This window comes from Micromonospora sp. II (genome assembly GCF_001709195.1).
Taxonomy (GTDB): Bacteria; Actinomycetota; Actinomycetes; order Mycobacteriales; family Micromonosporaceae; genus Micromonospora; species Micromonospora chalcea.
The window spans coordinates 54,487-76,691 of sequence record NZ_LYXF01000035.1 but is presented as its reverse complement, the minus strand read 5'-3'; the positions used below and the strand labels follow the sequence as shown (position 1 = coordinate 76,691).

At 72.1% G+C, this 22,205-nt stretch carries 23 protein-coding genes; 12 read left to right on the top strand and 11 right to left on the bottom strand.

The window, feature by feature from the left end; all coding sequences use genetic code 11:
- Positions 1 to 148: 148 nt before the first annotated feature.
- Positions 149 to 1,288 carry a site-2 protease family protein gene (locus A8711_RS18215; RefSeq protein ID WP_043329128.1) on the top strand — a complete coding sequence of 380 codons (1,140 nt, stop codon included), beginning with the start codon at positions 149 to 151 and terminating at the stop codon, positions 1,286 to 1,288.
- Between the two features lies 1 nt (position 1,289).
- Here the strand turns inward: A8711_RS18215 and A8711_RS18210 are convergent, their stop codons facing one another.
- On the bottom strand, positions 1,290 to 2,516 hold the full coding sequence (locus A8711_RS18210; RefSeq protein WP_069089114.1) for an FAD-binding protein: 1,227 nt from the start codon (positions 2,514 to 2,516) through the stop codon (positions 1,290 to 1,292).
- Positions 2,517 to 2,583: 67 nt separating this feature from the next.
- On the opposite strand from A8711_RS18210, the gene A8711_RS18205 reads away from it, so the two are divergent.
- Entirely contained in the window at positions 2,584 to 2,991 is a 408-nt protein-coding gene (locus A8711_RS18205; RefSeq protein ID WP_064448203.1) for a hypothetical protein, read from the top strand.
- A gap of 327 nt (positions 2,992 to 3,318) precedes the next feature.
- On the opposite strand, the gene A8711_RS18200 is transcribed toward A8711_RS18205, so the two are convergent.
- Entirely contained in the window at positions 3,319 to 4,248 is a 930-nt protein-coding gene (locus A8711_RS18200) for an LLM class F420-dependent oxidoreductase (protein ID WP_064448202.1), read from the bottom strand.
- An 87-nt stretch (positions 4,249 to 4,335) separates the two neighbouring features.
- Here A8711_RS18200 and A8711_RS18195 point away from each other — a divergent pair, with 87 nt between their 5' ends.
- Together A8711_RS18195 and A8711_RS18190 are read left to right on the top strand one after the other, a co-directional pair.
- Positions 4,336 to 4,644 carry a helix-turn-helix transcriptional regulator gene (locus tag A8711_RS18195; RefSeq protein ID WP_104115004.1) on the top strand — a complete coding sequence of 103 codons (309 nt, stop codon included), beginning with the start codon at positions 4,336 to 4,338 and terminating at the stop codon, positions 4,642 to 4,644.
- A gap of 3 nt (positions 4,645 to 4,647) precedes the next feature.
- Positions 4,648 to 5,169, top strand: a complete 522-nt coding sequence (locus tag A8711_RS18190; protein ID WP_069088892.1) for an SRPBCC family protein — start codon at positions 4,648 to 4,650, stop codon at positions 5,167 to 5,169.
- A 9-nt stretch (positions 5,170 to 5,178) separates the two neighbouring features.
- On the opposite strand, the gene A8711_RS18185 is transcribed toward A8711_RS18190, so the two are convergent.
- A complete protein-coding gene (locus tag A8711_RS18185; RefSeq protein ID WP_069088891.1) occupies positions 5,179 to 5,562 on the bottom strand; it encodes a hypothetical protein in 384 nt (127 codons plus the stop codon).
- Positions 5,563 to 5,688: 126 nt separating this feature from the next.
- Between A8711_RS18185 and A8711_RS18180 the strand changes: the two genes are divergently transcribed.
- On the top strand, positions 5,689 to 6,645 hold the full coding sequence (locus tag A8711_RS18180) for an ATP-binding cassette domain-containing protein (RefSeq protein WP_069089112.1): 957 nt from the start codon (positions 5,689 to 5,691) through the stop codon (positions 6,643 to 6,645).
- The gene (locus A8711_RS18175) at positions 6,642 to 7,466 is read left to right on the top strand and encodes an ABC transporter permease (RefSeq protein ID WP_064448199.1); all 825 of its coding nucleotides are present in this window, start codon (positions 6,642 to 6,644) and stop codon (positions 7,464 to 7,466) included. The genes A8711_RS18180 and A8711_RS18175 overlap by 4 nt, the downstream gene beginning before the upstream one ends.
- A gap of 7 nt (positions 7,467 to 7,473) precedes the next feature.
- Here the strand turns inward: A8711_RS18175 and A8711_RS18170 are convergent, their stop codons facing one another.
- Positions 7,474 to 10,611 (bottom strand): BTAD domain-containing putative transcriptional regulator, encoded by a 3,138-nt coding sequence (locus A8711_RS18170; RefSeq protein WP_069089113.1) that lies wholly within the window; start codon positions 10,609 to 10,611, stop codon positions 7,474 to 7,476.
- Between the two features lie 50 nt (positions 10,612 to 10,661).
- Here A8711_RS18170 and A8711_RS18165 point away from each other — a divergent pair, with 50 nt between their 5' ends.
- Complete coding sequence (locus tag A8711_RS18165) at positions 10,662 to 11,354, top strand: hypothetical protein (RefSeq protein ID WP_369830116.1); 693 nt, start codon at positions 10,662 to 10,664, stop codon at positions 11,352 to 11,354.
- A 15-nt stretch (positions 11,355 to 11,369) separates the two neighbouring features.
- Here the strand turns inward: A8711_RS18165 and A8711_RS18160 are convergent, their stop codons facing one another.
- The gene (locus A8711_RS18160; protein WP_069088889.1) at positions 11,370 to 12,131 is read right to left on the bottom strand and encodes a GNAT family N-acetyltransferase; all 762 of its coding nucleotides are present in this window, start codon (positions 12,129 to 12,131) and stop codon (positions 11,370 to 11,372) included.
- A 160-nt stretch (positions 12,132 to 12,291) separates the two neighbouring features.
- Here A8711_RS18160 and A8711_RS18155 point away from each other — a divergent pair, with 160 nt between their 5' ends.
- Positions 12,292 to 12,759 (top strand): SRPBCC family protein, encoded by a 468-nt coding sequence (locus tag A8711_RS18155; protein ID WP_069088888.1) that lies wholly within the window; start codon positions 12,292 to 12,294, stop codon positions 12,757 to 12,759.
- Positions 12,760 to 12,809: 50 nt separating this feature from the next.
- Positions 12,810 to 13,997, top strand: a complete 1,188-nt coding sequence (locus tag A8711_RS18150; protein ID WP_069088887.1) for an aromatic acid exporter family protein — start codon at positions 12,810 to 12,812, stop codon at positions 13,995 to 13,997.
- 5 nt (positions 13,998 to 14,002) lie between these two features.
- Here A8711_RS18150 and A8711_RS18145 read toward each other — a convergent pair whose 3' ends face one another.
- The gene (locus A8711_RS18145; RefSeq protein ID WP_069088886.1) at positions 14,003 to 14,587 is read right to left on the bottom strand and encodes a GNAT family N-acetyltransferase; all 585 of its coding nucleotides are present in this window, start codon (positions 14,585 to 14,587) and stop codon (positions 14,003 to 14,005) included.
- 153 nt (positions 14,588 to 14,740) lie between these two features.
- On the opposite strand from A8711_RS18145, the gene A8711_RS31550 reads away from it, so the two are divergent.
- Positions 14,741 to 14,947, top strand: coding sequence for a hypothetical protein (locus tag A8711_RS31550; RefSeq protein ID WP_233607795.1), 207 nt, complete (start codon positions 14,741 to 14,743; stop codon positions 14,945 to 14,947).
- Positions 14,948 to 15,089: 142 nt separating this feature from the next.
- On the opposite strand, the gene A8711_RS18140 is transcribed toward A8711_RS31550, so the two are convergent.
- The 4 genes from A8711_RS18140 to A8711_RS18120 form a co-directional block, all read right to left on the bottom strand.
- Complete coding sequence (locus tag A8711_RS18140) at positions 15,090 to 16,124, bottom strand: hypothetical protein (protein WP_124778941.1); 1,035 nt, start codon at positions 16,122 to 16,124, stop codon at positions 15,090 to 15,092.
- Complete coding sequence (locus A8711_RS18135) at positions 16,124 to 17,188, bottom strand: serine protease (protein WP_083297045.1); 1,065 nt, start codon at positions 17,186 to 17,188, stop codon at positions 16,124 to 16,126. Before A8711_RS18135 ends, A8711_RS18140 begins: the two co-directional genes overlap by 1 nt.
- Positions 17,185 to 17,526 (bottom strand): CU044_2847 family protein, encoded by a 342-nt coding sequence (locus A8711_RS18130; protein WP_069088884.1) that lies wholly within the window; start codon positions 17,524 to 17,526, stop codon positions 17,185 to 17,187. Before A8711_RS18130 ends, A8711_RS18135 begins: the two co-directional genes overlap by 4 nt.
- Before the next feature lie 1,081 nt (positions 17,527 to 18,607).
- Complete coding sequence (locus tag A8711_RS18120) at positions 18,608 to 19,528, bottom strand: RNA polymerase subunit sigma-70 (protein WP_069088882.1); 921 nt, start codon at positions 19,526 to 19,528, stop codon at positions 18,608 to 18,610.
- Positions 19,529 to 19,665: 137 nt separating this feature from the next.
- On the opposite strand from A8711_RS18120, the gene A8711_RS18115 reads away from it, so the two are divergent.
- Positions 19,666 to 20,373, top strand: a complete 708-nt coding sequence (locus tag A8711_RS18115) for a DUF899 family protein (RefSeq protein ID WP_043331028.1) — start codon at positions 19,666 to 19,668, stop codon at positions 20,371 to 20,373.
- 226 nt (positions 20,374 to 20,599) lie between these two features.
- Here the strand turns inward: A8711_RS18115 and A8711_RS18110 are convergent, their stop codons facing one another.
- Complete coding sequence (locus A8711_RS18110) at positions 20,600 to 20,941, bottom strand: hypothetical protein (protein WP_231915629.1); 342 nt, start codon at positions 20,939 to 20,941, stop codon at positions 20,600 to 20,602.
- A gap of 593 nt (positions 20,942 to 21,534) precedes the next feature.
- Here A8711_RS18110 and A8711_RS18105 point away from each other — a divergent pair.
- Complete coding sequence (locus A8711_RS18105) at positions 21,535 to 22,074, top strand: ATP-binding protein (RefSeq protein WP_069088881.1); 540 nt, start codon at positions 21,535 to 21,537, stop codon at positions 22,072 to 22,074.
- The last annotated feature ends 131 nt before the right edge of the window (positions 22,075 to 22,205 follow it).

Below are 22,205 nucleotides of genomic sequence, written 5' to 3'. Positions count from 1 at the left end.
CGCAAGGCTAGTTCTCCCATCAAAGTTGATCAATCGAACGCGCCGCCACCTGGCACCCCGATCCTCCTGGCTCTGCACCCACCGCAGAACCGGCACGCCGTGCGGCAGGTTCTGGTGTGCGGGTGGGTGCGCCGGGTATGACGGAAACATGAGGGCGAGTTTCCGTCTGGGCCGGATCGCGGGCGTACCGGTCGGCGTCAACTGGAGTGTCCTGGTCATCTTCGTGCTGATCGCGTGGGCGCTGTCGGCGAGCCTGTTCCCCGCCTCGTACCCCGGTCACTCCCCCGTCGCCTACTTCGCGGCCGGCCTGGCCGCCGCCGTGGTCTTCTTCGTCGGTCTGCTCGCCCACGAGGTGGCGCACGCGGTGGTCGCCAAGCGCAACGGCATCGAGGTCGAGGGCATCACGCTCTGGCTGTTCGGCGGTGTCGCCGAGCTGAAGGGCGAGGCGAAGGACCCGGGCGCCGAGCTGCGGATCGCCGGGGTCGGGCCGCTGGTCAGCCTGATCATCGGCGTGTTCTTCGCGGCGATCGCGGTGGCGGTGGCCGCCGCGGGCGGGCACGGGCTGCTGCTCGGCGCGCTGGCCTGGCTGGCGGGCATCAACGTACTGCTGGCGATCTTCAACGTGCTGCCGGCCGCCCCGCTGGACGGCGGGCGGCTGCTGCGCGCGGCGGTGTGGAAGTTCACCGGCGACCGAACCAAGGCGTCGGTGGTGGCGGCCCGCGCGGGCTGGGTGCTCGGCGTCGTGCTGATCGGGCTGGGGCTGTGGCGGTTCTTCACCGGCGCGGGGTTCGGCGGGTTGTGGCTGGCGCTGATCGGCTGGTTCCTGCTCGGCGCCGCCGGCCAGGAGGAACGCGCCGCCCGGATGGGCGACGCGCTGCGCGGCATCCGGGTCGGCGACGTGATGACGCCGCAGCCGCAGACCGCGTCCGGCGACCTCACAGTGGCCGACTTCGTCGACCACTACCTTTTCGCGTACCGACACTCGGCGCTCCCACTGACCGTCGACGGCAGGCCGGTCGGTCTGGTCACGCTCGATCGGGTACGCGGCATCGCGGCGGACCGCCGTGCGTCGACCACGCTGGCCGAGGTGTCCTGCCGGGCCGACGAGCTGGTGCTCGCCCGCCCGGACGAGCAGCTCACCGACCTGCTGCCCCGGCTCAACGAGTGCACCGACGGCCGCGCTCTCGTGGTGGTCGACAACCAGCTTGTCGGCATCGTCTCGCCCAGCGACATCAGCCGCGCGGTGCAGCGCGGCAGCCTGCGCCAGCAGATGCCGGCCGGACGCTGAGTCAGTCCCGGGGGAAGTAGCGGTCCATCTCGGCGGTGCGGAACTTCCCCTTCGGGTCGAACTCGCGCAGCAGCGCGGCGAAGTCGGCGTGCCGGGGGTACGCGGCGGCGGGGTCGCGCTCGAACAGCTTGCCCCAGTGCGGGCGCGGCGCGAACGGGGCGAGCCGTTCCTCCACCTCGGCCAGCACCGGCGCGACAGCGACCGGATCGCCGATCCAGGTGAAGTGCAGCGCCAGCGAGTCGCGCCGGAAGTTCGGGCTCAGCCACAGCTCGTCGGCGGCGACCGTACGCAGCTCGCAGATCTGGAGCACGGCGGCGATGCGGTCGGCGACCGGGTCGAGCGCGGCGAGCGCCGCCGACGCGTCGGCCCGGGCCACGTGCCACTCCGACTGCAGCTCGTCGCCGCTACTGGGGGTGAAGCCGAGCCGGAAGTGCGGCAGCCGCTCGTGCCACGGCCCCGGCTCGCCGAGCTGAGCGGTGCAGTGCTCCGGCGACATGCCGGGCACCGGGTGCCGGGGCGAGTCGGCGGCCACCGTGTCCAGCCAGTCGGCGGGCGGCGGGGCCTCGTCGGCGTACTGCTTCACCCACACCTGGTCGAAGCGCTCCGAGCGCCACGAGGTGAAGACGCTGACGCTGTACGCGGCGTCGAGCGCCTCGTCCAGGGCGGCGCGGGGCAGGCCCAGACGGACGTGCTGCCGGATCTCGTACGTGGGCACCACGTCGAGCGTGAGCCGGGTGACCACGCCCAGCGCGCCCAGGTTGACCACCAGCCCGGCGAACCGTGGGTCGGCCCGGTCGACGGTGATCAGGTCGCCGTCGGCGGTGACGAGTTCCAGCGCGGCGACGGCGGCGGCCAGGTTGCGGTTCCGCGCGCCGGAGCCGTGGGTGGCGGTGGCGACCGAGCCGGCCACCGAGATGTGCGGCAGCGACGCGAGGTTCGCCAGCGCGTACCCCTGGGCCTGGAGCGCGGTGGCCAGGTCGCCGTAGCGGACGCCGGCCGCGACGGTGACGGCGCCGCGGTCGGGGTCGAGCGCGACGGCGGGTGGCAGGCCGTCCAGCGCGATCTGGGTGCCGGTGGTGTCGCCGAGCCGGTTGAACGAGTGGCCGGTGCCGACGGCCCGGACCAGGTCGGCCTCCGCGACCAGCCGCCGCAGTTCGTCGGTCGAGGTCGGCCGCGATCGGGTACGCGCCGACCAGCTGACGTTTCCGGCCCAGTTCGTGTCCGTCATGCGCGCCATCATCCGCCATCATGCGCCGGCAGGGTTGCCCCGGCCACTCGGCGGGAATCCTGGCGGGATGAGCAGCTACCGCGACCCGAGCCTCCGCGGCGACGTGTACCCGTCGGAGGAGGAGATCGACCCGACCGGCGTGGACCCCGACGCTGCGGAGATGCCGCCCGCCGGTGTGGGACCCGCCGGTGTGGGTGTGACGCCCGCCGCGACCGCGCCGGTGCCGGGGCCCACGCCGGAGCCCGAGCCCGCGCCGGTGCCCCACCCGGGGCCGCCGCCGCGCCAGGGGGCGGGCCGGTCGATCGTGACCCGGCACCTGGACGGTTCCGTCGAGGTGGTCACGGATCTGGACGGCGACGGTGTGGCCGACGTGGTGCAGATCGACCTGGACGGCGACGGCGTACCCGACGTGACGTACCTGGACAGCGACCGCGACGGCCGCCTCGACACGGTCCGCCGCGCCACAACAAGCTGACCCGCCCGCCGCCCACGCGACTCGGCGACGATCTTGGAGTTCTGGCGTCCACACCGCCGTTGATCATGCAGTTGCTGCCCCGACAAGAGCCGTAAATCCGGCACCGGAAGGGCCGCAACCGCAAGATCGCGGGGTTGGTGGGGGGCGGCGCAGGAGTGCCTCCCGTAACGCGAGATTGTTGCTCCGCAAGGTGGGACCGCTGGAGATCTTGGTACGGAACGGCCCCTATAGGGGCCGTTCCGTACCAAGATCTCGACGGGAGGCGGGAGGCGGGAGGCGGGACGGGCGGCGGGACGGGCGGCGGGACGGGCGGCGGGACGGGCCGGGTCAGATGTGGGGCATCACCTCGGCGGCTACCAGCTCCAGGTGGTCCAGGTCGGTCAGGTCCAGCACCTGGAGGTAGGCCCGGGAGCTGCCCGCCTCGGCGTACCGGCCGAGCGTCTCGACCACCTCGGCGGGCGTGCCGGCGGCGCCGTTGGCGCGCAACTCGTCCGGGTCGCGGCCGATCGCCTCGGCGCGCCGCTTCACCTCGGCCTCGTTGCGGCCGCAGCACAGCACGAGCGCGTTGGACCAGGCCATCGTGGACGGGTCGCGGTCGATCTCGGCGCAGGCGTCGCGTACCCGCTGGAACTGCGTGACGGTGTCCTCGACCGAGACGAACGGCAGGTTGAACTCGTCGGCGTACCGGGCGGCCAGGCGGGGCGTGCGCTTCGGGCCCATGCCGCCGAGCAGGATCGGCGGGCGGGGGCTCTGCACCGGCTTGGGCAGCGCGGGCGAGTCGCTGACCGGGTAGTACGTGCCGGGGAAGTCGAACGTGGAGCCCGCCGGGGTGGACCAGAGCCCGGTGATCACCGCGAGCTGCTCCTCCAGCCGGTCGAACCGCTCCCCCAGCGGCGGGAACGGGATGCCGTACGCGGTGTGTTCCTCGGCGTACCAGCCGGTGCCGATGCCCAGCTCGACCCGGCCGCCGCTCATCTGGTCGACCTGCGCCACCGTGATCGCCAGCGGGCCGGGGAGCCGGAACGTGGCGGCGGTCATCAGCGTGCCGAGCCGGATCCGGGTGGTGTCGCGGGCCAGCCCGGCGAGCGTGGTCCAGGCGTCGGTCGGGCCGGGGTCACCGCTCACCGAGCCCATCTTCAGGTAGTGGTCGGAGCGGAAGAACGCGGCGAAGCCGGTCTCCTCCGCACGCCGGGCCACGGCGAGGAGCTGGTCGTACGTGGCGCCCTGCTGGGGTTCGGTGAAGATCCGCAGTTCCATGCCCCGAGCATATGGAGCCGGCCGGGGCGGGGCAGCGCGACCTGTCATTCCTTGCCAGGCATATAACCGATGAGGCATATTGAAGGCGTGACAGTCGACGCCTTCGCCGTGCTGGCCGAGCCCTCCCGGCGCCGCATCCTGGACCGGCTGCGCCGGACCGAGAGCAGCGTCGGCGAGCTGGTGGACGCGCTGGGCATGAGCCAGCCGGCCGTCTCCAAGCACCTGCGCGTGCTCCGCGACGCCGGACTGGTCACCTGCCGTACTGCCGCGCAGCGGCGGATCTACCGGGTCGACACCGCGCCGCTACGAGCAGTCGACGACTGGCTCGAGCCGTACCGGTCGATGTGGACCACGCATCTCGACGCCCTGGAACGCCATCTCGACAGTCAGGAGTGACAGATGGACCGCGCCACGTTCCGCCCCGGCCCACTCGCCCGGGTCAAGCTGACACCCGAAAACGAACTGGTCTTCGTCCGCGACCTGCGGCACCCGCCGGAGACCGTGTGGGCCGCGCTCACCGACCCGGATCGGCTCGCCGAGTGGGCGCCGTTCCTGGCCGACCGTGACCTGGGCCGCCCCGGCGACGCCGTACTCAGCGCCGTCGACGGCGACCAGAGCTACCCGGCGCCGGCCCGGGTGCTGCGCGCCGACCGGCCGCACCTGCTGGAGTACACCTGGGGCGACGACCTGCTGCGCTGGGAGCTGGCAGCGAACGGCGACGGCACCACGCTGACGCTGCGGCACCGGGTCGGCGGTCCCGACCTCGCCGCGATGACTGCCGCCGGCTGGCACGTCTGCCTCGACGTCGCCGCGCATCTGCTCGACGGCGACCCGGTCGGCCCGATCCGGGGCGCGGAGGCGAAGGACTTCGGCTGGGCGGACCTGCGCGACGCGTACGCCGAACGCCTGAATCACGACTGACGACTGCGGTCACCCGGTCCGGCGGCGCAGCCACCCGGCGGAGCCGCCGACCAGCGTCGTTCCGATGGTGGTGCCGATCGCCACCAGCGCCGCCCCGACCGCCCACAGACCGGTGTCGTCGGTCGAGGCGGCGTGCACCGCCCACGGAACGGTGAACGCCACTGTCATCACGGTCGCCACCAGCCAGATGTTCAGCCACCAGCCGGCGACGGCGGCCAGCGCGCCCAGGGTCAGCACCGCGGCGGCGACCTGCCAGACCGCGTACGGCCCGCTCATGTCACCGGTCTGCGGGTCCACGGTCCAGCCGGACTCCCAGCTCAGCCAGGCCACCCACGCGCCGGCCGTGGCCAGCGCCAGGAACAGACCGCCGAGCAGCGTACGTCTCGTTGTCACGCCTTCGATCCTGCCCGGCCGGCGGGGCTGGCGAATGAGCACGCGTACTCGATTTCGCCGCCGCGCACACGACGGTGTGCGCGGCGTGTGCGCCCGGTGCCAGCGGCCCCGGCCATCGTCGGCGTCATGAGTTACGCATTCGAAGCGGAGGGCCTGGTCAAGCGGTTCGGTACGACCACCGCGCTGGCCGGGATCGACCTCGCCGCACGCCGGGGGACCGTGCTGGGGGTGCTGGGACCCAACGGCGCCGGCAAGACCACTGCGGTACGGATCCTCGCCACGCTGTTGCGCCCGGACGGGGGGCGCGCGACTGTCGGCGGCTACGACGTGGTCACCGACGCCGCCCGGGTACGGCGGCTGATCGGGCTGACCGGCCAGTACGCCTCGGTGGACGAGGACCTGACCGGCACCCAGAACCTGGTGCTGATCGGCCGGCTGCTCGACCTGAGCCGCCACGAGGCGCGGGCGCGGGCGGCGGAGCTGCTCGCCTGGTTCGGCCTGACCGACGCGGCCGGACGCCCGGCCAAGACGTACTCCGGGGGTATGCGCCGCCGCCTGGACCTGGCCGCGAGCCTGGTCGGCCGGCCGGAGGTGATCTACCTGGACGAGCCGACGACCGGGCTGGACCCGGCGAAGCGGGAGGAGATGTGGGGCGTGGTCCGCTCGCTCGTCGACGACGGGTCGACGGTGCTGCTGACCACGCAGTACCTGGACGAGGCCGACGCGCTCGCCGACGAGATCTCGGTGATCGACCACGGCCGGGTGATCGCGCACGGTACGCCGGGCGAGCTGAAGCGGATCGCCGGCAGCCAGACGATCGTGGTCCGGCCGACCGATCCGGGCCGGATCGGCGCGGTCGCCGAGATCCTGCGCGCCGCCACCGGGGCCGATCCCGAGCTGCCCCGGCCGGGCGTGCTCACCGTGCCGGTGGACGACGACACCCCGTTCACCGCTGTGGTCCGCCGGCTCGACGACGCCGGCATCGGAGTGGTCGAGCTGGCGCTGCGGCTGCCCAGCCTCGACGAGGTGTTCTTCACGTTGACCGGCCACGGCGCCGAGGAGCAGGCGGAGGTGGCGGCATGACCACGACGACCCGTACGGCGACGCCGCCGCCCCGGACCGGCACGCCCCGCGCCTCCGCCCGTCCGTTCGGGCTGGTCCGGCACAGTCTCGCGCTGGCCGGCCGCAGCCTGGTCAAGACGATCCGGACCCCGGAACAACTGCTCGACGTCACGCTCCAGCCGGTCGTCTTCGTGCTGATCTTCGTCTACCTGCTCGGCGGCGCGGTCGCCGGCTCGCAGCACGAGTACCTGCAGTTCCTGCTGCCCGCGATCATGGTGCAGACCGTGCTGTTCGCGTCCATCGCCACCGGCGTCAGCCTCAACACCGACGTCGAGAAGGGCGTCTTCGACAGGTTCCGCAGCCTGCCGATCGCCCGGTCCGCGCCGCTCGTCGGCTCGGTGGTCGGCGACCTGGTCCGGTTCGTGGTCTCCATCGCGGTGCTGCTGGGGTTCGGCTACGCGCTCGGCTTCCGGATCGGCACCGACCCGCTGTCCGCGCTCGCCGCCTGCCTGCTGACCATCGCGTTCGCGTTCGCGGTCAGCTGGATCGGCGTGCTGCTCGGGGTGCTGATGCGCAGCCCGGGCGCGGTGCAGGGCACGGCGTTCCTGCTGCTGTTCCCGCTGACCTTCGGCACCAACATGATGGTGCCGACGGACACGCTGCCCGGCTGGTTGCAGTGGTGGGTCGGGGTCAACCCGGTGGCCGACGTGATGGAGGCGGCCCGGGGTCTGATGATCGGCGGCCCGGTGGCCGGGCCGGTGACCCGGTCGCTGCTCTGGACCGTGGCGATCATCGCGGTGTTCGCGCCGCTCGCCGTCCGCGCCTACCGCCGCCGCGCCTGAGGGCGCCTCATCCAGCCGGGTCGCCGCCCACGAACGCGAGGGCGTCGGCCCGGCTGCGGCCGTGACCCCGGGCGTACGCGGCGGCGTATCCGTCCTCGCCCAGCTCGGCGCGCAGCCGCTCGGCGAGCCGCTGCGCGTCGGGATTGGAGCGGTCCGGCCGCCCGCGCAGCGAGTCGGAGACGCCGAGCAGTTCGGCGGCCCGCTCGTACCGGCCCTCGGCCACCGCCAACGCGACCCAGCCGACCGTGACGATCGCGACCACCGGCATGTCCCGGGCGGCGAGGCTGCGCGTGGTCGCATCGTCGAGACAGCGACGCGCACCCGGAAGGTCACCGCGGGCCAGCGCCAGATGGCCCGTCTCGGTCAGCAGCAGGGCACGGAACTGCGGGGCGGCCAACGGCGTCTCGTCCTGGCGGCGCGTCGCCTCGGCGAGGCACTCCTGCGCCTCGTCCAGCGACCCCTCGGAGCGGGCGATGCTGCCGAGCATCATCAGCCCGAACGCGCCGTCCCGGCCGTCCCGGTCGGTCACGAACCGGCGCAGTTCGGCCTTGGCGCCGGCCACGTCGCCGGAGCGGGCCCGGATGGCGGCGAGCCAGATCAGCTGGAAGCCGGGCTCGGAGGCCGGGTTGAGTTCCCGGGCCAGCCGCACCGACTCCTCCAGCGCCGCGGTCGCCGCGTCGAAGTCGCCGCGTTTGGTGAGCGCGTCGGCGTACTCGCTGAGCACGTGCGACAGGCTCATCCGCTCGCCGACCGCGCGCAGCTCCGCGGCGGCGTCGGTCAGGTCACGCAGCATGCCGTCGGCGTCGCCGTCGTTCTCCTTGAACTTGCCGCGTACCCCCAGCAGCGTGCCGTCGGTCCACGGGTCGGGATGCCCGCGCGCCCGGTCGATCGCCGCGATCCCGGCCGCCGTGTCGTCGTCGAAGATCGACAGCATCGGCGCGAGCAGCCCCACGATCGGATGCTTGGTCCCCTCCACCGCCCGCAGGGTAGTGGTCAGCTCGGCGATCTGCTCCGGCGTCGGCCCCCGCTCGCCGCCTGCCAGCTCCGAACCGATGCGGATGGCGAGCACCACCGCCCGCTCCTCCGCCGGGGCCGGGCCGGGCAGCGCCAGCGCGCGGGCCAGCACGTCACCGCCGATGCCGCCGTCGCCCCAGATCACCAGCGGCAACGCCAGCCCCGCGCCGATGCGCAGCGCGGTGTCGGCGTCACCGGCGTCGCAGGCGTAGTGCAGCGCGCCGACGATGTTCTCCCGTTCCGCCTCCAGCAGCCGCAGCCACGGCAGCTGACCGGCCGTGCGCAGGTGCGGCTCCGCGGTCCGGACCAGCTCCCGGAAGTACGCCGCGTGCGCGGCGCGCGCCCCGGCCGACGCCCCGGCGGCGGCGAGCCGTTCCAGCCCGTACTCCCGGATGGTCTCCAGCATCCGGAACCGCCCGTCGCCGACCACCTGGAGCAGCGACTTGTCCACGAGCGCGTCGAGCAGCGCGGCGGCGGCCGGGCCGGCGACGCCGGCCGCCGAGTCGGCGGTGACCGACGCCGGGAAGACCGCGAGCCGTTCGGCGAGCTGCCGCTCGTCGTCGGTGAGCAGCCCCCAGCTCCAGTCCACCACCGCCCGCAGCGTGCGGTGCCGGGGCAGCGCGGTGCGGCTGCCGCCGGTCAGCAGCCGGAACCGGTCGTCCAGACCGGCCGCGACCTGCCGCGGCGACAGCGTCCGCAGGCGCGCCGCCGCGAGTTCGATGGCCAGCGGCAGGCCGTCGAGCCGCCGGCAGATCTCCACCACGGCCGCCACGTTCTCGCCGGTCACCGCGAACCCGGGCCGCACGGCGGCGGCCCGGTCGCGCAGCAACTGCACCGACGGATACGCGAGCGCGTCGCCCGGCGTGGCGTCCGCCGGTGGCAGCCGCAACGGGGGTACGGGTTCCAGCACCTCGCCGACGATGCCGAGCGGCTCCCGGGAGGTGGCCAGCACGCGCAGCCCCGGACAGTGGCCGAGCAGGTCCTCGGCGAGCCGGGCGGCGGCCTCGACGACGTGTTCGCAGTTGTCCAGCACGATCAGCGTCTCGTCGGTGGCGATCGTGTCCACCAGGCGGCCGAGCGTGTCGCGGGCCGGCTGGCGTACCGGTTCCAGCTTCCGGTCCCGCCGCCCGAGCGTGTCGAGCACGGCCCGGGGCACGTCCGCCGGGTCGGTAATCGGTGCCAGCTCGACCAGCCACGCCCCGCCGGGTACGCCGTCGGCGAGCCGGCCCGCCGCCACGCTCGCCAGCCGCGTCTTGCCGGCTCCGCCCGGCCCGAGCAGGGTGACCAGCCGGTTGCCGGCGAGCAGCCCGGTGAGCCGGCGCAGGTCCTCGTCGCGCCCGACGAACGTGGTGAGCGCGGCCCGCAGGTTGCCCCGCGTCACGGCCGTCGGCTGCGGCGGGGCCGCCTCGCCGCGCAGCAGTTCCAGGTGCGCGGCCCGCAACTGCGGTGACGGGTCGACGCCCAGCTCGTCGGCGAGCCGCTGCCGGATCCGCTCGTACGCGGCGAGCGCCTCGGCGGGCCGCCCGGCGGCGGCGAGCGTACGCAGGTGCAGCTCGGCCAGCCGCTCCCGCAGCGGATGCGCGGCGGTCAGCTCCTCCAGCTCGGCGACCAGCAGTTCCGGCCGCCCGGCGCGCAGCTCCGCCTCGATCCGGTCCTCCTGCGCGGTGAGCCGCAGTTCCGCCAGCCGCGCCACCGCTGCCGCCGCGTACGGCGCGTCGGCGACCTCGGCCAGCGCCGGCCCCCGCCACAGCGCGAGCGCGTCGCGCAACATCGTCCGCGCCGTCGTCGCGTCCCCGTCGCGCAGCGCCGCCCGCCCCTGCCGGGTCAGTCGCTCGAACCGCCCCGCGTCCACGTCGTCCGGGTCCAGGTCGAGCCGGTAGCCCGCCGGGCTGCTGCGTACCCCGAGCCCGGGCACCGCCCGGCGCAGCCGCGACACGAGCGTCTGCACCGCGTTGGCGGTGTCGGTGGGCGGCTCGTCGCCCCAGAGCGCCTCGGCCAGCGCCGGTACGCTCACCGGCCGGCCCGGGTCCAGGGCGAGGCGGATCAGCAGCGCCCGCAGCCGCGCCCCGGCGACGTCGAGCGGCCGGTCGCCGTCGCGGACCTCAAGCGGCCCGAGGATCCCCACCCGCACCATGCCACTCTCTCACCCGCCGGCGAACCGATGGTGGCAAGATCGCGGGCGTGACGAGTGTGTCCCGCCCGCTGCCACGGCTCGTGGGGCCGGAGGCGTTCGCGGACGTCCCCGCCGACCGGCTCCTGGCGGTGCTGGAGGCGGTCACGATGGTCCTCACGCTCCCCCACCGCGCCGCCGAGCGGGTGGACGCGCTGGTGGTGGCCACCGGCCAGGGCGAGGACTGGCGTCTCACCGACGCGATCCGCGCTTGGGAGACCGGCCCGGCGCTGCGGCACCTGCTGGTGGCGAACACCGACTCGGCCGAGCGGACGTACCGCCCGCTCACACTGGACCGGCTGCGCGGACTCGGTCTGCGCCGGGTCGACGGGGTCGTGCTCCAGGCCGAGCCGGTCACCGGCACCGGCCGGCAGGCCACCTGGGTCGTGGAGCAGGTACGGGCGCTGGGCATCGGCAGCGTCGCGCTCGTCGTCTCGCCGTACCACCTGGTCCGGGTCTACCTCACCGTGCTGCGGGCCTGCGACGACGCCGGCCTGCGGATCCCGATGGTGCCGCTACCAGTGGCTGTCGCACCGGACGCCCCGGTGCCGGAGACCGGCGCGGCCGGGTACAACCTGGTGGCCGGCGAGGTCAGCCGTCTGCTCCGCTATCCCGGCCAGGGGTGGATCGCCACCCCGGAACGGCTACGCGACTACCTGCGCTGGCTCTGGTCCGCGCACCGTCCCCTGCTCACCGGCGCCTGACGGTTCCCCGGCGGGCTACGCGTCGGGGATCCGGACGGTGAGCACCCGGGTGAGGACGCGGAAACCGGCCGCGTCGTACATGCGGCGGGCCGGGTTGCCGTCGACCACCGACAGGCCGACGGACGGCAGTCCCGCCTCCCGCGCGCCGCGCAGCGCGTGGACGAGCAGCGCCCGCCCAAACCCGCGCCGCTGTGCCCGGGGCGCGACGCCGAGGTTGAGGATCCAGACGCAGTCGTCGTCGGTCCACGGCACCGGCCCGGCGCACAGCACGTGCCCGGCGCTGCGGCCGTCCGGGTCGATCAGCCGGGCCGAGGCGGGCACCAGCGGCGGCACCGGTTCGCCGGTGTCGAACATCGCCCGCACCTGTTCGGTGTCGCTGGGCTGCCAGCGGCCGTCCGGGTGGTCCGGGCCGTACGCCGCGTCCAGCCCTGCGGCGAGGTCGTCGTCCCAGCCGGGTGCGCCCTGCGACCAGCCGTCCGGCAGCGCCACCGGCGCGGGCACGTCGGTCAGGTCGTGCCGCATGTCGGTGGCGGCCCGGTGCAGCTTCAGCCCGTCGGCCACCAGCGCCGCCGCCAGCGCCTCGTCCGGCGTCTCCAGCCGATGCCCGGCGAGGTCACGCCGCACCTGCGCGACGAGCCGGGTGAGCGGCGCCCCGGCCAGCGGCCTCACGCCGGCCGCGACCCGCGTGCCGTCGTCGTCCCGCAGCCGCATCCGGGCCAGCGGCACGTCGTCGGCATCGAACAGCAGCGAGTAGTGGAGGTGCGGCAGTACCGGCATTCGCGGCAGCGTACCCGGCGCGCCCCGCCCCCGCTTCCCCGCCGATCTTGGAGTTGTGGCGCCTGAATCGCCCTACTCCGTGGCATTCGTCAACCGCCACAACTTCAAGATCGACGAGAGCGCCCACGGGCGGGCAGGGTGCGGGGCCTAGGGTTGGGGGGTGAGCAGGGTCGATCGGGGCAGCAGGACGATCGGGGCCGCGCCGGCAGCGGTGTACGGGGCGCTCGTGGATCGGGCGGCCCTGGAGGCGTGGTTGCCGCCGGACGGGATGCGCGGGCGGATCGAGCGGTGGGATCCCCGGCCCGGGGGCGGGTTCCGGATGGTGCTCACCTATCTCGACCCGGCGGGCAGCCCGGGCAAGACGTCGGACGCCACCGACGTGGTCGACGTCGGGTTCGCCGAACTCGTACCGGCGCGCCGGGTCGTGCAGACCGCCGTGTTCCAGGCCGACGACCCCGCGTACGCGGGCACCATGACCATGACCTGGCACCTCGCAGCGGCCGGCGACGGCACCGAGGTGACGGTCACGGCCACCGGCGTACCGCCGGGCATCGACCAGGCGGCGCACCAGGAGGGCATCGCGTCGTCGCTGGCGCACCTGGCCGCGTACCTCGAACCGGGCGGCTGACCTCGGCGGACGCCGGGATTGGCGGCGGTTTTTGCGGGTAGCCGCCCGCGGTGACCGGGCAGCGGGAGGGGCGCGACGGCCGGCGGGGGTCGTCGCGGCGCGCCGGCCTGGACGCGGAACGGTTCGACGAGGCGTGGGAGCGCGTGAACGAGCGCGGCCGGGCCGCCGGGCGGGACCGGATGCAGCAGCTGCGGGTCAAGTCCGTACTCGCCGTGCAGGCCGGTCTGGCGGCGGCGCTGGCCTGGGCCGTCGCGCGCTGGATCACCGGCATGCCGAGCCCGATCTTCGCCCCGGCGGCCGCGGTCGCGGTGATCACCTCGTCGTTCGGACGGCGCCTCTCCAACACCGTCGAGCTGCTCGCCGGGGTGACGCTCGGCATCATCGTGTCGGACCTGCTGATCGGCGCCGTCGGCGCCGGGGTGTGGCAGACCGGCGTGATCGTCGCGGCGTCCGTCCTGGTCGCGCTGGCATTGAGTACGCGGGGCGGGATCGTGGGCAACGCCAGCGGTACGGCGGTGCTGCTCGGCGCGCTCTCCTCGTCCCGGCACACGCTGGAGTTCCCCCGCTTCGTGGACGCGCTGATCGGCGGCGGCGTGGGCCTGGTGGTGACACTGCTGCTGGTGCCGATCAACCCGCTGCGGATCATGCGGCGGGTGGCCGCGCCGACGTTGCGGCAGCTCGCCGACCAGCTCGCGGCGACCGCCACCGCGCTGCGGCGGCGCGACCACGAGCTGGCCGACCGGGCGCTGAGCCGGTCGCAGGCGATCGGCACGGACCTGGGCCGATTCTGGGACGTCTTCGGCGGCGCGAAGGAAACCGTCGACCTCGCCCCGGCCCGGTGGCCGAGGCGGCGATCCGTTCAGCATTACCAGCTCGGCGCGCCGGACGTGGACCAGGCGGTCTGGAACACCCGGGTGCTGGCGCGGCGGGCCGTGGTGCTGATCGAGGACGGGGAGCCGATCCCGGAGAGCCTGCCGGACGCCGTGGAGGCGCTCGGCGCGGCGGTGCACGCCGTACAGGAGGAGGTTCTCGCGGACCAGGGTCCGGAGGACGCCCGCCGGCACGCGCTGAACGCGGTGGCGGCGGCGACGCGCGCGGAGCTGGCCGGGACCGGGCTGTCCGGCACAGTGATCGTGGGGCAGGTCCGGACCGCCGCGAGCGACATCCTCCAGGCGACCGGGATGGACCGGGCGGAGGCGCTGCGGCGCATCCGGGAGGTGGCCGCCGCGCAGTCGTGACCCGGTCAGTCGTCCCCGCGGACGCGGGCGTGCAGGTGCATGTCGTGCCGTCCGTCGTCGTGCACGGCCGCGCTGCGCTTGGTGCCCTCCAGCCGGAACCCGGCCTTGACCGCCACCCGGCACGACGCGACGTTGCCGGTGGAGTGGTCCAGCCAGAGCCGGTGCAGCCGGCCGTCCGCGAGCGCCCACGCGCTCAGCGCCCGCAGCGCGCCGGAGGCCACGCCGGTGCCGCGGGCGGCCGGAACCACCCAGTACGCGCACGCGGCCTCGCCGTCGTCGAGGTTGACGCCGCCCAACGTCATGCGGCCCACCACCTCGTCGCCCCGGGTCACCGCCCAGCTCGCGCCCGTCTCCTCCTGCCAGGCACGACGGGAGTGGGCGAACCACTGGAGGACCTGCTCCGGCGACGCGGGCCGGCGGGTGTGCCAGCGGCGGATCTCCGGATCCTGGTACGCGGCCAGGACGGTCGGCGCGTCCCCGTCCGCCCAGGGGCGCAGGACCAGGCCGCCCTCGGCGGGCAACGTCGGTTGCGGGCCGGCGGCCAACGTACCGGCGGGAACGGCGGGCGGTGTGGACACCTGAAAGCGCATGCCCGACTCTCCCCCGCCGACCACCCCACATGTCAATCGGGTTCAGATCGGCACGTGTGAGGGTCCACGCGCCACGTGGCCGCTCGGCTAGGGTGCGCTGGTGGCAGTGACGGCAGCGGGCGTCTTCCGGCGTACGCCGCGGGAACGGCCTGGATGTGCCGGGACACCTACCCGGACCGGCCGATCGGCGTCGCGGGGTTGCGGTTCGCGGGTCAGAGCCAGGTCTTCCACGTGTACGCGACCTGGGCGGGCTGGGCGTTCGACCACGCCGGGTGGAACCGGGAGGCGCACCTGCTCGCCATCACCGCATGCCGCACCAGTACTTCGGTGACCCGCTCCCCCGCGCCCGCGACTACGTGAACCGGCATCCCCGGCCGACGGCCAGGCTGATGCGCCAACGCGCGCTGGTCGACTTCGCGACCGGGTGGATGGCCACCAACCGCACGGGCTGATCGCCGTCCCGTCCGCCGCCCGGACTCGCACGACGGACGGGGCGCTCGACTCACGCGGGGCGTTGTTCGTTCTCCTCGCCAGGAGGACGCTGGCGGAGCGGCTCGGTCGTGTGGCCTTCGGACGGCGGCGGCATCAACAGAGCGGTCGGGTCCGCACCCGACGGTACAGCGGGTCCACTCAACGCCGCGGGCGCGTCGGGATACGCGGCGCCGCTGTGCTCCCGCAAGTGCTCGCGGAGTTGGGAGATCATCCTGTCCACGGAGGACGGCTCCGTGACACCCTGGATACCCATCGCCTCGTTGGGCGCGATCCCCAGCCAGAGGTCGACAGCCACCCGGCCGGAGACAAGCAGTTTGATGATCTGGCGCTGCGTGTAGTGCCCGAACTGTGCACCCATGTTCGGCCCGTTGCCGATGGCTCCCGAGAAGACCCCGCCGCTGTTGCCGTCGGAGCCGGGTTTCCACTGCTCGTTGAAGACGCTCACCCGGTCCGCGGACGTCTCCATCCCGTCCACGTTGCCGAGCGCGTACTCCTTCGTGGAGTCGCGGATCGTGAACCCGGTGGCGATGTCGAGCACGCACTCGTACACCGGCAGGCGCCAGTTCGACATGTAGACGATCATGATCTTGTACGCGGAGTAGCGGAGTTTGCCGTCCCGTCCCCTGTTCCAGTGGAACGGGAGAACCGAGAACAGCTCGGGGATTCCGTAGAAGACGAGATAGGGCTGCCTGCCCTGGGAAAGCTCGGTGGGGTGGATGTTCAGCCGCCGGTAGCCCATCTGCGCGATGGCTTCCTCGGCCCCGTACAGCCAGGCGTCCATCTCCTGATCGGTCGCCCGGGGATAGGCGCGCCGGCGCGCCTCCGCATAGTTCAGGAGCCCGATGAGCCCCAGGACGACGAGCACCGCGCCGCCGACCCCACAGAGGAATCCGAGACAGATCGCCGCGTCACCGACGGCGAACATCACCAGGGCCATCAGCAGGAGTCCGCCACCGAATGCCAGCTTGACGTACTGGGCTACCGGCGTGGACGGTTCGGGCGCGAAATACTTGCCGGCTCGCTCTGCGCGTTGTTCAGGATGCATCAGATCCCCTGGTTTCGGCTGAGCCCCTGCCAGGTCGGGCACTCGACAGCAGGAACGTGGTTGATGATCTCGCGGGCGCGATCACTGCCGACGCCCGACAGCGCCGCCTGAAGGCCGCGCAGCCTGGAGCGGTCGGTCGGAATGCCACGGATTTCGTAGTAGTCCTCGATGATCAGCGCCCAGAGGGCTCGCAAATGGTTGCTCGTACGGCCGGGCTCGATCTGAATGCCGATCTGCAGCAGATTCTCCATCGCCCGGATCACCTCGTACCGGTACCCGCCGGGGCGTCGGCCGCCGAGAGCGGCCAGCACCCGGTAGTAGTAGACATCGACTTCGCGTGGATACATGTTCACGAGCGTGTTGAAGCGCTCCAGGGCCCGCGCGTACGCCCCATTGTTGAGAGCAGCGACCGCCTCGACGAATTCCGGGTCGACGCGGATCTGCTCCGGGAGCAGGTCCGCCAACGGCGGCCAGGCCTCAGCCAGCGTGGCGAGCGGGATGATCCACGAGATCCGCAGCCTCTTGTCCATGTCGGCGGTCGAAACCATGCCGACGACGCGGCCCGACGTGACGTCGACAACGGGGCCGCCGCTGTATCCGCGCTGGATCTGGCCGTCGAATCCGGGCAGACCGTTCACCTGGATGAGCTTCCCGGTCTCATCAGGCCCGATGACCTGGACCCGGGTCCGCTGACCGCGGTCGTCCGCCGCCGAATACTGTTCCGGAAAGCCGAGCGCGTCGAGCGGCGTCTCCGGCCGCGGCGGCGCACTGGGCCCGAGCGGCGCCGCAGGCCAGCTCTCCGGCACGTCGACGACTGCCACGTCGGTCCCGTCGTACCGGCCCGGACTCCAGCCCGGCACCGCGTAGCGGGTGGAACAGACCTGGCCCGAGCCCCAGCCCCCCGGCGCCTCCGCCCAGCACCGGACCCGGCCCTCGACCACGTGAGCGCACGTGAGGGCCACGCCCGGCGCCACGACGAATGCGGTTCCCAGCACCTCCGACGGAGCACCATCATTCGTCGTGGCTCGGATCCGCAGCCGCCAGGGTTCAGAGGAGGTGATCATTTCGGTGCGGAGTCTTCCCGTCGCCAGACCAGTTCGACACCGAGGTTTCCTTCGTACGCGGTCTTCGCGATGACGGCGTTCATCTCAGCCGTCATCTTCACCGCGAAGGTGAGCTTGACCTCGCTCGGCCCCAGGTCCTCGCGGAACACACGCATGGCCTCCAGAGCCGCCGCGCGTACGCTCCGAAGGGACTCTTCGAAGGATCTCGGTTCGGTACGACCGCTGCGGCCCACCGGTCCGATGCCGGCGCTCTCGCCACGAATATCCAGGTCCTGGCCATCGACCTCGATGAGGACCGGATCCGCTCCATGCACCGCGAATTGCCTGGTAACTGGCACAGCACTCCTTCGACCGGAAGGAAAAGAGGTCAGCGGGACAATGCAGACGACGCGACAATGCGTCGAGGATCGACCGGCAGCACACCCGCAACTTGCGAGGATCGTTCAACCGGCTTGAAATCGATCCTGGCGTTCGCGCGCTGATGCCAGGATCAGACATTCGGCCGGTTCGGATGTCAGCAACACGACTTCTGGTCGAATATCGCGCTCCACTGAGGACTTGGTCCGATGATCAAATCTGCGCCGGCGCGAGACTGGTAACCGAATGGGCGGAGTGGTGGCGTAGGACGTCGTTGACCTGGCGGGGCGGAGTTCGCATCCGCGACCGTGGGATTACGAGATCAAGATTGGCGGCATCGCACGCATCCCGTTTTCCGGTACGGTGACGCTTCACGAGTCGCGCCCTTACCGTCGAAGGCCTCGCCGTTCAGGAGGTGATGCGCGTGAGAAGGACCAGCCGCATGGTGTGGTGGCCGCTCAGCATCTTCCTGATGGCGGCACCGGCAGCCTGTACGTCCTCAAGCGGTTCGAGCCAGGGTGGGGCCAGACCACCCACGCCAACTGCGTCTCTGGGCACCGACCCCAGCGCGACCCCGTCAGCTGACGTGGGCGCCGGGCAGGAGTCGTGCACCAAATCGGTCGATACGATCACGGAACCGCCGGCGGGTTATCGGCTCGTGGGAGAGGACGTCGCGGTACCTGCCCGGCCGGTGCTTCAAGTAGCGGAATCGGGGCAACCGGACCCGGCAGCCCGGCTGTTCGCCAAATGGGGCCTGGTCATACGCGGCGGCGCAGTGGTCGATCTTCGGGTGGCATCCGGCTGGGAGGACAAGGCGCGTCTCGGATGGGGCTCGTCAGTGGTGCCGGCCGTGAGCGCCCACGTGCGCGCCTGCGCACCTGTCGATGACCGACCTCAGTGGCTGGCCTTCGTCGGCGGCACCTGGGTTGCGCGGCCGGCCTGCCTACCGCTCACCATCACGTCGCGGGGGCAGACGGCGCACGTACAACTAGGTGTCGGTGTCCCCTGCGACGGAACCACGCCGCCGAGTTCGTAGGAATCCTGAGCTTGAGGCTTACTTGTCTAGGGCTCGAGCGTGGTGGGCATGCCGAAGGCGGCGACGTGACGGGCACCGATGAAGGCGTTGCTCTCTGCGATCTTCCCGTTCTCGATCCGGAGTACGTCGACGACCAACGCCTCGTAGTGCCGGCTGCCGGGCCGGCGGAGATAGTTGATCAGTGCCGGGCGCCCGTTGGCCGAGGTGGGGAAGGTACGCCAGTCGAGCGGTCGGCCGAGGAACTCCGCGGCCGCGTCGATCCCGACGACCGGCGGCTCGGGCGGCATCGTGATCCGTACGTCCTCGGCGAGCAGCTCCCGTATCGTCTCCGGGTCCTTCGCGTCGGCGTAGCGGCGCAGAATCTCTTCGTCCTCACTGGTGAGCTGCGGGCGGCGCCATTCCTTCGGGTCCGACGGAGCGCGCCCCCGGAGGGTGTGGCGGGCCCGCTGGAGGAGGCTGTTGACGGCCGCTACGGCGGTGTCGAGCGCGACGGCGATCTCCTGCGGCGTCCAGCCGTGGACGTCGCGCAGCACGAAGGCCGCCCGCTGCCGCGGCGGCAGGTACATGAGCGCTGCGATCACGGCCAGCTCGACGGTCTCCCGAGCGGCGAGACCGGCCTGCGCGTCGTCGGCCAGCAGGGCGTCGGGATAGGGACCGAGCTCGATGGACCACTCCAGCGGATCACCGTACGGCACCGCCCGTCGACCGGCCGCCTTGCGGCTGTCGAGGAAGACGTTCGTGGCGATCCGGTACAACCAGGTACGCGCCGACGCCCGACCCTCGAAGCGGTGGCGAGCCCGCCAGGCACGCAGGAAGGTCTCCTGCACCAGGTCGTCCGCGTCGGTGACGTTCCCGACGAGGCGGTAGCAGTGGAGGTGTAGCTCACGCCGGTGCTCGTCGAAGGCGCGCTGCAGCCAGACCGCCTGCTCGTCAGGCGAGTCGGACATGTGATTTCCCCGGGGCTGAGTGGTGCTCACAACCGTACTGACGACCGTGGCCCCCATCCGTCATCGGTCACCGATGACAATCGCCGGCTCGGTCGTCTGTACCTGTGACCGATCCCCACTCCACGAAGGAGACAGCCATGACGGCAACCCCCGCGTCCAGCGCCGCCGCGCCCCCGGTCGTCGACCGGGAGACCTGGCTGCGCAAGCGCGACGAACTGCTCGTACGGGAGAAGGCCCACACCCGCGAAGGAGACGCGATCGCCGCCGCTCGTCGTCAGCTACCGATGACCTTGATGCCGACGGTGACGGTGCGGGGCCCTGGCGGCGACACCCCGCTGGTGGAGGTGTTCGAGGGCCGCCGGATGCTCATCGCCTACTTCCATATGTGGCACGACGGCAATCCGTACGAGCATCAGTGTGAGGGGTGCACCTTCTCGACCTGTCACATGCAGACGCTGGACTACCTGCATGCTCGGGACGTCACCTACGCCGTCTTCTGCGAGGGTCCCTACGACGAAAGCGCCCCGTTCGCGGAGTTCATGGGCTACCGGTTCCCCTGGTATTCGGCGAAGGACTCCGACCCGGCTCTGGCCGACGGTCGTCACTTCGGGTTCATCGCGTGCTACCTGCGCGACGGCGACAAGGTCTACGAGACCTACTGGACCACCGGGCGGGGCGTGGAGGCGTTGATGACCACCTACCACGCTCTGGATCTCACGGTGTACGGCCGGCAGGAGAACTGGGAGAACTCGCCTGAAGGCTGGCCGCGGGTCGCCGGGCACCCGTGGCGTCTCGACGGCCGCCCCACCGCGCAATGGTCACGCCCCGGCGTTGCACCGCGATGACGTCCTGATCGTAGTTGAGCTGGGGAAACGGCTGGTGGGGCGGGCGGGTTTCGACCCCGCCACCGAGGAATCATGAGATCAAGATGGGCGACCCAGCGACCTGCCTGAATGGGGCTCTCACCAGCGGAAACACCTCTCGATATCTCTCACCACTCCCCCAGAGGCGGTCGGCCTCTTGCGGACTGGGTGCGAACTGCCCGCAAGCCTCTCGTCCCGCAAGAGTTGGCTACCCATCGAGCGCCTTCTGCCCCGCCGACAGCTCCTGTCGAAGCCGTCCCACCTCATCAGGTGGGGCGTCCGGGAATCTGGGCACTGCTTCAGCGATTCCCTCCACCGCCTCCTCACCGATCACCTGACTGATGGCATCCCATAGGACCCTTCGCGCCCGAGACGCTTGAGGGCCGATCAGCCACTCGTCGATGAAGCGGTCGACGGTCTCGGCGTCTGCATGGCCGCCTGCCATCCTTGAACCGATCCGGTCAATCGAGCGGGTGAGGCACTCAAGGAAGCGAGCTACCTCGATCGCCCGGTCAAGTGGGACGGTCACCGTTGATTCGTCGCGGTTCACATCCAAGGCTGCCCCTCTGGATCAAGATGCCGTCGCAGACCGTCCAGATCCTCGACGGATAGCCGCCAGCCTGCCCCCGTCCCCCGGATAGGTGCCAAAAACTGCGGTGCCCGGTTGGGGTCAAGGATGGCTGTAGGCCATCGGCATACCGACGCGCAGCGCCCTTGACGCCGGGCGGGTGGCGTAGAGGATCGGGCACCCGGGGACGGTTCACGCCCTGGTCCTCATCGTCGTCAAACCGCATTCGGCGACCTACGAGAGGCCGGGGGCAAGCAGCTCCGCTGCGCGGCAGCCGATCGCCCCAACCTCAACTGGGAGCGACGCCTACGCCGATCGTCCCGCCTCACAGCCCTTCAAGCCCTTGGTAGGCCCCGTCAGCGTGGCCGGCCGGCCAGGCCGATGCCGGCGCTTGCGCCGCCAGCAGGCCGCCTTGATCCTAAAGAGGCCAATTCGGCAGTTCGCGGTGTAGAACTCTTGTCTTCCGTCGGCTGATGCGCGACACCCGTCCGCCAACTGATCGGCGACACCTACGCGCTGGTCGCGGCATGAGCGAGCGTCAGCGATGATGGCGCGACCGTTCAGATGGGGAAACGATGACGACACGACCGACTCTGTTCCTGACGGTAGGACTGCCAGGCACCGGGAAGACCACAGAAGCACGGCGCATAGAAGTCGAGGAGCAGGCTCTTCGCCTCACGAAGGACGAGTGGGTAAAGGCCCTGTACGGCCTCGCGAACCCGCCGTCGGCCTCGGACGTGATCGAAGGACGGCTCATCGAGATTGGGCTGCGCGCCCTCAATCTCGGCATCAACGTCGTCATCGACTTCGGCCTCTGGGGTCGAGATGAGCGCTCCGCGCTACGGCAGGCAGCTGCCGACCTCGGCGCGGCGGTGGAGATGCGCTACTTCGAACTCCCACCGGCCGAGCAACGGAGACGACTCGACCAACGCCAAGCCGAAGAGCCGCACACGACGTGGCACATGTCCGACGAGGAACTCGACAGGTGGGCTGCCCTCATCAGCATCCCGACCGAAGGGGAACTCGACGGCAGTGAACCCGTCGACTGCCCGCCGGCAGAATTCGCGACGTGGGAGGACTGGCGCAGGCATCGCTGGCCTCCGTCGGTCCCCTGACACCAAGGATTCCGAACCAACCACCCATCGGCAGACCGCACGTCCCGACGCCCACTGATGTGCCCCGGTGACGAGCTGGTGTTCACATCCCCAACGGGCGAGGTGTTGCGTAACAACAACTTCCGTCGCCG

Bases quoted from the DNA above. Each gene is read 5' to 3' on its own strand.
- A8711_RS18215 (WP_043329128.1), top strand. From the start codon at position 149: ATGAGGGCGAGTTTCCGTCTGGGCCGGATCGCGGGCGTACCGGTCGGC.
- A8711_RS18210 (WP_069089114.1), bottom strand. From the start codon at position 2,516: ATGACGGACACGAACTGGGCCGGAAACGTCAGCTGGTCGGCGCGTACC.
- A8711_RS18205 (WP_064448203.1), top strand. From the start codon at position 2,584: ATGAGCAGCTACCGCGACCCGAGCCTCCGCGGCGACGTGTACCCGTCG.
- A8711_RS18200 (WP_064448202.1), bottom strand. From the start codon at position 4,248: ATGGAACTGCGGATCTTCACCGAACCCCAGCAGGGCGCCACGTACGAC.
- A8711_RS18190 (WP_069088892.1), top strand. From the start codon at position 4,648: ATGGACCGCGCCACGTTCCGCCCCGGCCCACTCGCCCGGGTCAAGCTG.
- A8711_RS18180 (WP_069089112.1), top strand. From the start codon at position 5,689: ATGAGTTACGCATTCGAAGCGGAGGGCCTGGTCAAGCGGTTCGGTACG.
- A8711_RS18175 (WP_064448199.1), top strand. From the start codon at position 6,642: ATGACCACGACGACCCGTACGGCGACGCCGCCGCCCCGGACCGGCACG.
- A8711_RS18160 (WP_069088889.1), bottom strand. From the start codon at position 12,131: ATGCCGGTACTGCCGCACCTCCACTACTCGCTGCTGTTCGATGCCGAC.
- A8711_RS18145 (WP_069088886.1), bottom strand. From the start codon at position 14,587: ATGCGCTTTCAGGTGTCCACACCGCCCGCCGTTCCCGCCGGTACGTTG.
- A8711_RS31550 (WP_233607795.1), top strand. From the start codon at position 14,741: ATGTGCCGGGACACCTACCCGGACCGGCCGATCGGCGTCGCGGGGTTG.
- A8711_RS18140 (WP_124778941.1), bottom strand. From the start codon at position 16,124: ATGCATCCTGAACAACGCGCAGAGCGAGCCGGCAAGTATTTCGCGCCC.
- A8711_RS18135 (WP_083297045.1), bottom strand. From the start codon at position 17,188: ATGATCACCTCCTCTGAACCCTGGCGGCTGCGGATCCGAGCCACGACG.
- A8711_RS18120 (WP_069088882.1), bottom strand. From the start codon at position 19,528: ATGTCCGACTCGCCTGACGAGCAGGCGGTCTGGCTGCAGCGCGCCTTC.
- A8711_RS18115 (WP_043331028.1), top strand. From the start codon at position 19,666: ATGACGGCAACCCCCGCGTCCAGCGCCGCCGCGCCCCCGGTCGTCGAC.
- A8711_RS18105 (WP_069088881.1), top strand. From the start codon at position 21,535: ATGACGACACGACCGACTCTGTTCCTGACGGTAGGACTGCCAGGCACC.